The sequence below is a fragment of the Dysgonomonas sp. 37-18 genome, from assembly GCF_001899125.1.
Lineage (GTDB): Bacteria > Bacteroidota > Bacteroidia > Bacteroidales > Dysgonomonadaceae > Dysgonomonas.
The window spans coordinates 1-8602 of sequence record NZ_MKVC01000027.1 but is presented as its reverse complement, the minus strand read 5'-3'; the positions used below and the strand labels follow the sequence as shown (position 1 = coordinate 8602).

Below are 8602 nucleotides of genomic sequence, written 5' to 3'. Positions count from 1 at the left end.
GAAAAATTATATCTCCACAACTTTTAGGAAAGAGCCCAAAAAGTGGGATTTGATCCAATTAAGCATTATAAATAACTTGAGCTATTTCAGTCGCAATTTCATCAACGGTATACGACGATGTGTTTCTGGCGACCTTATCTGCGAGTGAAGGACTATAATCAATTACTTCTTTTTTTGTAATATTATGCCATATTGGAAGAACAATCTGTTCTCCGTTGACTGATTTTGTTATTATCCCATCTAGCTCATAATTAGTCCATCCTTTTTTTATGAAATCTTTTGATAAAACAACAATTCCAAATTTACTATTTGCCAATCCTTTGTCTATTTTTCTTCGCAAACTATCTCCTATCTTTAGTTCAAATTCATCATACCAGACTTTTAGTCCTTCATTAATTAATGCATTTGCCAAAGGTCTAACGACTTCATCTTTATCTTCTGAGGCATGGGAAATGAATACATCATATTCTTTAACAAAATCGTCTTCACCTAAATAATCATCTTTGTGGACTAACGAAGGAACTGTAGACAAAGCTGGCTCACGATAATTTGGTAAAACTCCAGGAAGAGTTCTTACGCTTGTTTTTACAGATCCTCTCAAGCCTTGCATATCTATTGTTATATGCCAACGACCCGAAGATGGGATTTCAAGTCTTATCGGAGATTTAGTCACAAGTCCTCCTCGATAGGTATGCCGTTGTCCATTTTTATATTTCTGAAAATTAGAAGAGTCTAATAGTCTGACATTAGCAGCACTACCCTGCAACGTCACTTCTATAACCTGACCTCTATCTTTTTGCCCTAAATCATAATGCGTAAAATTCATTCTTTAAATGCTTTATTAGTTATATTTTTCAATTCTTTACTATAATTGTTATTACTAGATAATAATTATGCAACTTCCCATAAAGACTTTATTTCATCACAAGCTTTATATAGTTTAGAATTAAAATCTTTTTTATTCTTTGGGGTTGAACAAATTTTACTACCAAAGACATCAACACAAAGGCAGTAATCATCAACAACAATTTCATCATTACAAGCGATTGATTCTTTCAAATATAAATGAATTAAACCTGCTGCAAATGATGCTTTCTCATAATCAAAGATGTTACTTTTTGATATGTGAAATTTTACCCCTCCTATATATTTTTCACCATCTTCCTCCCAGCGAAGTATAAGATCTGGGGAGACAGTTATTGAAACATTATTAAATTCCACATCTTTTCTTTTATCTGTAGAAAACGAGCATTTCAACTTCTTGAAATTTGTTGGGAATTGGAGCTCCAAGAATAGTCTCAGTGCTTCTATTGAAGCCTTTCTGTCATTCTTTTGGAAATCTGTAGTACATTGTTTTGTCTGCAAATCAGCAATTCCAGAAAGAATATCTTGATATGTAAATCCATTTTTGACAAATCTACTCATTCTTGTTTTTGCAGTCCTATATCTAGCGACCATAAATTTGCTAGGGTTCTTTTGACTTTTAATAATAGAAGCTTTCTTTCTTGCCGATCCTGTAACAAAATCGCATAAGGGATTAATTGAAATTTTATATAGCATAAAGATTATTTTCGTTTATAATAGTTTTAATAAAGGTTTTTGTAGAGAACCTTTAAACTCTTATTTTAAGCTTACTTTGTGGCTTTACCACCTTTTTTCGCTCCATCTGAAGTGCTAGGTGTAGAACGATAGTGAGGTGGAACTTTAGTTCCATCTTCTTTCGTATGTGGATGTACATACACCTTCTTCTTTCCAGCATCTGTTTGTGCCATAGTGAAATAAGTTTTAATCGTCCGAATTATTACAAGCGGATTTACCCTGTCTGCATGGCAAAACTCTTATCAATATGGTATAACTACTGTATTAAATTGAATTATAAGAATTTTGCAAACTAACTGCTTTTCGGCGAGGCAGATGCCGAATAGGGATAAGTGAAGAAAGCTATAAATAGTTTGATTATAATCAAAAATATCTATCTTTGTGCCACAATTTTCTCAACAGGCGATCAATTCTGTAGAGTAAACCCTCCCTATTAAGAGGTTATATTAAGATGTAGTAGTTGACGCTACTGCATCTTTTACTTTATTATTATATATTATATTTATTTAAGCAAATTTCGTGCCATTTTCTGAAAAATATTTATCTATATAACCTTTTTCTATTTATCCATCATTATTCTCTGACAGACTGTCCAATATGTCTAATATTTTATATATCTCAGAATAAGGAAATGTTTTATTGTCAAGCTCTAACTCATGTCTTTCTGTCAATTTGCGAGCGTATTTTTTTGCTCTATCAATATCTCCATTTATAGATAGAATATTATATAAACTGTTTCTTCTAAAAAAATTCTTAGTCTTTTCATAACCTTTAAAATATTTGTTAAGCTCTGGTATAACTGAGCTACAGTCTAGATAAGGTTTTGTAGAATAATGCTCTAAGAAATGTAATAGAAACCAAAATTCAATACAGGGCATACTTTCAATGAATATAACACTTGTTTCAGCAAAATCTTTAATACACTCATTGTATCGTTCACGTTCTTTAGAAATGGAGTTGATTCTATCCATATCCAATAAGCAAAAAACATAATCATATTCATTAAATACGGCTTTCCGAACTAATTTCATCATATGATCAATATCTGCATGTTGAGGTAAAGATGGTTCTATTGAGAAAGAGTATCTTTTACTCCTTCTTAAAGAATCAAAATAAAACCATTCAGTTTCTCCTTCTCCAATTATAGCAATACTTATTTTTGCTCTATTCATCACTCTATCTCTTAGTTAATGAATATGTTTCCCATAAAAGGTTTTGCTCCAAGTTTACCCTGTCTGTACGCATTGTATGGAGATGTATTTTTATGTAGTCCTTTGTCAGACAGTCTTTCCAAAGAAGTCTCTCCTTCTTCATTCTTTTCAGCAAACCAGACAGTGTCTCTACGAATAAAATCTTCGTCTAAAAGATTAATATCATGGGTTGTAAATATTAATTGGGAATATTTTTCTCCATTTACCAGAAATAATTTTATAAAATATGATATAAGTTCAAAATGCAAACTAGATTCAATCTCATCAATGGGTAATATTGCTTCTTGCTTAATCAGACGATATAAAATTGTAGCCATCCCAGTATACCGAATTGTACCTCTCGATTCAGCCCCTTCAGGGAGCAAATAAAAGCCTTTACCCGTTTTGTGTGTGTAAACCAATTCAGGATTTTCTATTTTTCCTTTTTCTAAATAACTTTTCTTTATATCTTCAGGCATTGGTGAATTTTCAATCATCTTTGCTACTTCAGGAGTTATAACTAAATCATCCTTTTGTATTTCCAAGTTGCTAATATTAAAGTCAGATTCGAACAATAAGCTAAGAATAAAATTTTTCATTTCAGGCTCTTTTTCCAACGCTTTTATCGTAAAATCAGACAAATCAGAATTTGGTCTAAGGATGTCTTTCATTGTGTGAGCGAAATATTCAAATATTTCATTCAGCAAACTTGATGCAACATTTGATTTGCCAAAAGAAGCTAGTACAGTACAATTATTTAAGGTATTCCCTATGATTATTAGACGATCTTTTTTTCCTAATTTTAGATGACTTCCAAAAATAATTTCAGTCGAATCACTCTTTTCATTGTATGTTCTCACATATAACTTTGCAGGTTGCACACTTGGATAATATAACAGGTTCTCTTCATAGATTCTTTTGTCATCGAGCGATAAAGTATAAATAAATTTTATCTCTTTAATGAAAAAAGATATTGAAAAAGATGTTCTTTCATTTTTTGAGTAATCATCTAGGAGAAATGGATCTACTCCTATTTCCTTATTTTTGTCTTTTGGGGATCTAAGTATCAATTCTCTTAAAAAATTAAGAGATTCCAATAAGTTTGTTTTACCCGAAGCATTAGCGCCATAAATCACAGCTGTTTTTAACAGCCTTACTCCTTCTTTGATCTCAATACAATAATAGTCCTCATTGTTTTGATCACTAGTCGCTTCAAAACTGAGTATCTGCTCTTCCTTGAAGGATAGGAAATTTTTAACTCTAAATTCTGAAATCATTGCTCTATTTTATTAATTCGTAAATATTATACAAATATATCAAATAAAACAATAATAATCAAATTCTATTTAAAAAAAACGCTTCTTCTAATAAGAAAGCCATATCAACAGATATGGCTTTCTTTTATATATTTTTATTTTCACATCGTCTCCCCATACTCCCCAATCTTCCCCTCACAAATTCGCTTTGTAATATCCCTCAATAATTCCACTTTCGGAACAAGTGCATCAATATCCTCCTTTGTAACAACAAAATCAGGATCGTATCTACCATTCACATAAGCTGCCTTAATAAGTTCGAATAAACGCTTTTCTTCGGGTGTATCCTGTGGAAAGACTTTTATAAACTCATTAGAATATTTCTTTACGGAGTTTAACAGTTTTGTGAGATTATGTTGTTTTGGGTTTTCGAGTGTATTCACTAGGCGAATAGCATAAATAAGATTTTCGCAAGTTTGATGTAAATTGAATGATGCTAATTTATATTTCTCTTTTTCATAATAAAATTTAGCTCCTTCTAAGAAATCGTTTGCGTAATTAAACTTATCGATAAAATATTCCTGAGCTTGTTGCTTTATTTCATCAAAGCTAAGTTTACGGCGACGGGCTAGTTTATGTTTACCACTATCATATAATACAACACCCTCTTGCTTTATCTGTGTATAGAAATATCGTCCATCATTCAGGTATTTATTCAGCTTTTTCATATCCTCGCTGATAAACTGAACAGGGGGTTGTCTATCGGGGTCTTTCGCCCTGTCATAATATAAATCTTCCACATTACTGAGTGACCTGATTGCTCCTCCATCGGATACGCCACTTGTGACAACCAGTATATCGTAATCGCTTACATAAAACTGAAGTTTGCCAAATTCATATTTCTCATCATATACCACGTAGTCATTTCGTGCATAGCTCCCGAACAAAATTATCATTTCAGTTTGTTTCAGCCGTTGTAAAACAGCCTCGACAATAAAATGTAGATCTCTCTGATTAGTTGATGGTAAATATGATATGGACTTCTTCATTTTATGATTTAATATTAATCCTTTCTACAAAAATAAATAAAAAGGTCTGCGACCTTAAAGATATTGAAAAAAGCAAAACAAGGATTAACTTTTGTTTGTTAATTGTATCTTTGTATTCACATCCTGCTTCTTGTCGGTTTGATATACGATCCAGACTGACGACTCAACACCGCAGAGATATAAATTATACATACTATTTATATCGGCTTGATTCTTCAATCAGGCTTAAAATGCGGATATTTATGCGAAATCAAAATACTAAATTCGACACTTTACTCGAACATGCCTGGTCGACTCTAGGTCAATCGGAAAATGATCTGAAAGAAAAATACAAAGACTATCCTGTCTGCCTGATGGAATATATTGAAAAAGGAGTACACGATCACATTATTGAAGTACGTTTCGATAATGAAAATGCTACAATCTCAATTTCTTTCGATAGCGAAAATAATTGTGATGCTTCTTTCTTATTTTTAGATTCAACAGAAGAGGAAGAGTTATTAATTAACCATTTAATAGATTCGGCAGATTATAGTTTCAGAAAAAGTAGTTTTCAACTTCCCTCCTGCTCCTTGAAAATAAAAGAGACGAAAACTGAAACATGTTTTTATCTTTTCAGGTAATGTCAAAATAAAGGCAAAGTCAAGAGCTTTGCCTTTATTTCAATTTACTCTACATTCAATTCTTGAATTTCACTATCTAACCGCTTAATATTTTCTTCATTCTGTTTCTTTTGCTCCTGCTTTCGAGCTTGTTCTTGCAAACGATGCTCATAATTAATCACGCTTTTACGGATATTCTTCACTACATAAGCACTATCCGGATAATAGAAGAAATTTTCCAATCGTGTAATCTCATTCGGCAAGATACCATTCCTCATTTTCACAAACCTATATTTCAGATCATTATCGGTCAACCTGCTATTTCCCTGATACTGATTGTAGTTCCCAAACAAAGAACAAAACAGACCGAGTGAAAGAAAAATAATAGCAATAACAGCCTTACTCGATTTAAAGTCAATTGTATATTGATTCTTTACAATACTTGGCTGTTTAGCTACTGTTTCCAATTGAGCTATTTTCTCATTGAGAAACTCTGAAAAGGAATTATTAGCTTCATCCTGTAACTGTCGCATCGTCGCAATCATTGCAGCAGTATATGCCTTTAATTCTTCTCCTGTAACACCTTTCTTGGACTCGTCAATAGTTTGTACTATCTTATTCAAAAGATCAGCAGTCAAGGCAGATTCGCCGCTATCCTCCTTCTTCAAAGAGCGGATCTCAATCATAATCTCGGACAGTATTTCTGAAAAGCCGTCCATTGTTATCTGGATATTGTCTATTTTATCATTCATAATTTAATTAATTAAATCTGGGTCGTTTACCATTTTTTCTATTTATTTGCTTTTGCTTGCGTTCCATCTCATGCTGGAAGCGTTCTTCCTGCGGATCTTCACCATGAGTCTGAAATATCGACATTGAGTCTAAACCCTCGATCAGTGAACCGACAATACCTGCTCCCTGACTTTGAGAGTTGCTCTCTTTGGCAAAAGATTGTCTTGTAGTTTTACTCTGAATATGATTCTGAGCATTGTTTTTCAGTTGCTTATCTAATTTTAAGTAACTGAAATTACGATCTATCTCAGAGCCTTTGAAAGTCACATCGCCGATAGTGAAGGAAATACCCTGCACCTCATTTGTTTGCCCTTTATATTTATAAGACAGAGCAACACCTTTCCCTTTCAACAGTTTTTCAAAATCATTCCAATCTGTGGACTTGGATAAAGCATCTTTTACAGCATTATAAACCTGATATTTGGTTTTGTCCTTGCCTCTTAGCTTATGCTGCTTGACTTTACCCTTTCCTTTACCGTAAGACAATCCGTATTTATTTTTTATTTTCTTACAGACAGCCTCATTGCGGTAACGGTCGTTTTTATCGCTTATCACCTTGCCGTTATTATTAATGCGGTTATAGACGATATGCACATGGGGATTTCCGTTGTCATAATGGCGTACTATGATATACTGGGTATCGGTTATATTCATCTCCTGCATATATTCCTTTGCCAATGTTACCATAGCCCCATTGGTAAGTCTTTCAGTATCATCAGGCAGATAGCTTAACGATATATGCCCGACAGGATGCTTGATATTCGGTTTCATCAGGCGTTGGGTATTAAAGCTCCTGATGATACTGTCCATATTGGATAGAAGCACTCCATCGGCGGCTATCATCTTTGCATCCTGCTTATTCATTACATAGCAGACACATCCTTTAAAAGCGGCTCTTTGCATAATTTTTCCAATCATCTGATAAATGGTTAATAATATCTACGATTGTGTTTCGCAGGCTTGTTATCTCTCTTGCTACACTCGTAAAGCCATCCTTGTTGGCTGACCTTGCCAATTGGTTCAGGTTATTGGCTTCTCCCGATAGTTTGCGAAGCGTATCTGCATCGTCTTTGCCTATACGCTGGACTACTTTAGCCGAGAGTAATGCAGAACGGGCGAAACTGCTTAAACTCATACCTGCATCCCGGGCTCTTTTTTTTAGGGCTAGATATTCCATTGTTGTAACCCTTACACTAATGACTTTCTCTTTCAACCGTGCAGAGACTCTATTTTTTGATACGTTATTTTTTATATTATCATGCATAATATTCAGCTTTTTTTAATTAAGATAAACGCTTATTTCTTTAATGCCGTCCTCATAAAACTGCGACCATTGGGAGCGGTTTTCCCCTCCGCCAAAGGCGGAGCAAGGTAGGAAATGTATACATTTCCATAACCTTGCCATGCGCCTCAACTTGGGAGGATAGCTGCTAACCGGAGTCGTGTAATGCCGGAGGACAGCCTGATAATTTAGCTGAACTTTGGGCAGTCAGGCACACTGTATAAACTCAGAGAGCTAAACACACACAAGACTTCAAAATTTGACAGGTGTTAGCCAAATGAGCAAATGCTCCAAATTCAGCCGGAACAAAACACCAATAACTCATCGGTCGGGGATCGCCCGGCGGCAAGGGGGGAGACCACTCCTCCCGACGAGCCTAAAAGAGTTATTTCTTCTTGGATGAGATAACCCGATTAGCAGCTTCGTTTTGTAACTCTTGTTTTGTTCGAATAGGATTTTGCCTTAACCAATCTTCCAATAGCTCTTTTTCAAAGTAGATCATCTTACCTTGTGGTTTGTAATGGGGGATTATACCCTTTGATGTGAGCTGATATAAATAGCTCTTAGATAAGTTAAGGAACTTACTTGCTTCTTCAAAAGACAAAATCTTTTTAAGGGCATACAAATGTTTCTCTAATGCAGAAACCCTCATTTCTAAATTTTCACTCATAGCAATATGAATTTATAACATTAATAAATGGGGTTGCGCATACCCCTGTTTTTTGTCGACAGGGGCAAATATAAATTGATATTTAGGGAGTTATGTTTGAGAGGGTAAAAGTCTCAATGTATTCTCAATGTTCTTGCAGTTCTTTGATATACTTGTCTATGA

The 8602-nt window shown here is 34.1% G+C and carries 11 protein-coding genes; 1 reads left to right on the top strand and 10 read right to left on the bottom strand.

All coding sequences use genetic code 11. From position 1 onward, the window contains the following. Positions 1-58: 58 nt before the first annotated feature. The 6 genes from BGO84_RS10305 to BGO84_RS10280 form a co-directional block, all read right to left on the bottom strand. A complete protein-coding gene (locus BGO84_RS10305; protein WP_291029024.1) occupies positions 59-826 on the bottom strand; it encodes a DUF1883 domain-containing protein in 768 nt (255 codons plus the stop codon). A 65-nt stretch (positions 827-891) separates the two neighbouring features. Then, positions 892-1425, bottom strand: coding sequence for a hypothetical protein (locus BGO84_RS10300; protein ID WP_291029023.1), 534 nt, complete (start codon positions 1423-1425; stop codon positions 892-894). Positions 1426-1631: 206 nt separating this feature from the next. After that, positions 1632-1772, bottom strand: a complete 141-nt coding sequence (locus tag BGO84_RS10295) for a hypothetical protein (RefSeq protein ID WP_291029022.1) — start codon at positions 1770-1772, stop codon at positions 1632-1634. Positions 1773-2162: 390 nt separating this feature from the next. After that, positions 2163-2771 carry an RloB family protein gene (locus BGO84_RS10290; RefSeq protein ID WP_291029021.1) on the bottom strand — a complete coding sequence of 203 codons (609 nt, stop codon included), beginning with the start codon at positions 2769-2771 and terminating at the stop codon, positions 2163-2165. 11 nt (positions 2772-2782) lie between these two features. Beyond that, positions 2783-4066, bottom strand: coding sequence for an ATP-binding protein (locus BGO84_RS10285; protein ID WP_291029020.1), 1284 nt, complete (start codon positions 4064-4066; stop codon positions 2783-2785). Between the two features lie 140 nt (positions 4067-4206). Continuing rightward, a complete protein-coding gene (locus tag BGO84_RS10280) occupies positions 4207-5094 on the bottom strand; it encodes a HEPN domain-containing protein (RefSeq protein ID WP_291029019.1) in 888 nt (295 codons plus the stop codon). Positions 5095-5336: 242 nt separating this feature from the next. On the opposite strand from BGO84_RS10280, the gene BGO84_RS10275 reads away from it, so the two are divergent. After that, positions 5337-5717 (top strand): hypothetical protein, encoded by a 381-nt coding sequence (locus tag BGO84_RS10275; protein WP_291029018.1) that lies wholly within the window; start codon positions 5337-5339, stop codon positions 5715-5717. 44 nt (positions 5718-5761) lie between these two features. On the opposite strand, the gene BGO84_RS10270 is transcribed toward BGO84_RS10275, so the two are convergent. The 4 genes from BGO84_RS10270 to BGO84_RS10255 form a co-directional block, all read right to left on the bottom strand. Beyond that, positions 5762-6448: a hypothetical protein gene (locus BGO84_RS10270; protein ID WP_291029017.1), complete on the bottom strand. Its 687-nt coding sequence runs from the start codon at positions 6446-6448 to the stop codon at positions 5762-5764. A gap of 7 nt (positions 6449-6455) precedes the next feature. Continuing rightward, positions 6456-7406 (bottom strand): relaxase/mobilization nuclease domain-containing protein, encoded by a 951-nt coding sequence (locus BGO84_RS10265; protein WP_291029016.1) that lies wholly within the window; start codon positions 7404-7406, stop codon positions 6456-6458. Beyond that, entirely contained in the window at positions 7372-7752 is a 381-nt protein-coding gene (gene mobC, locus BGO84_RS10260; protein ID WP_291029015.1) for a plasmid mobilization relaxosome protein MobC, read from the bottom strand. The genes BGO84_RS10265 and mobC overlap by 35 nt, the downstream gene beginning before the upstream one ends. 403 nt (positions 7753-8155) lie before the next feature. Continuing rightward, the gene (locus BGO84_RS10255; protein ID WP_291029014.1) at positions 8156-8440 is read right to left on the bottom strand and encodes a helix-turn-helix domain-containing protein; all 285 of its coding nucleotides are present in this window, start codon (positions 8438-8440) and stop codon (positions 8156-8158) included. Between the last annotated feature and the right edge of the window lie 162 nt (positions 8441-8602).

Bases quoted from the DNA above. Each gene is read 5' to 3' on its own strand.
- BGO84_RS10285 (WP_291029020.1), bottom strand. From the start codon at position 4,066: ATGATTTCAGAATTTAGAGTTAAAAATTTCCTATCCTTCAAGGAAGAG.
- BGO84_RS10275 (WP_291029018.1), top strand. From the start codon at position 5,337: ATGCGAAATCAAAATACTAAATTCGACACTTTACTCGAACATGCCTGG.
- BGO84_RS10290 (WP_291029021.1), bottom strand. From the start codon at position 2,771: ATGAATAGAGCAAAAATAAGTATTGCTATAATTGGAGAAGGAGAAACT.
- BGO84_RS10280 (WP_291029019.1), bottom strand. From the start codon at position 5,094: ATGAAGAAGTCCATATCATATTTACCATCAACTAATCAGAGAGATCTA.
- BGO84_RS10270 (WP_291029017.1), bottom strand. From the start codon at position 6,448: ATGAATGATAAAATAGACAATATCCAGATAACAATGGACGGCTTTTCA.
- BGO84_RS10255 (WP_291029014.1), bottom strand. From the start codon at position 8,440: ATGAGTGAAAATTTAGAAATGAGGGTTTCTGCATTAGAGAAACATTTG.
- BGO84_RS10265 (WP_291029016.1), bottom strand. From the start codon at position 7,406: ATGATTGGAAAAATTATGCAAAGAGCCGCTTTTAAAGGATGTGTCTGC.
- BGO84_RS10300 (WP_291029023.1), bottom strand. From the start codon at position 1,425: ATGAGTAGATTTGTCAAAAATGGATTTACATATCAAGATATTCTTTCT.
- mobC (WP_291029015.1), bottom strand. From the start codon at position 7,752: ATGCATGATAATATAAAAAATAACGTATCAAAAAATAGAGTCTCTGCA.
- BGO84_RS10305 (WP_291029024.1), bottom strand. From the start codon at position 826: ATGAATTTTACGCATTATGATTTAGGGCAAAAAGATAGAGGTCAGGTT.
- BGO84_RS10295 (WP_291029022.1), bottom strand. From the start codon at position 1,772: ATGGCACAAACAGATGCTGGAAAGAAGAAGGTGTATGTACATCCACAT.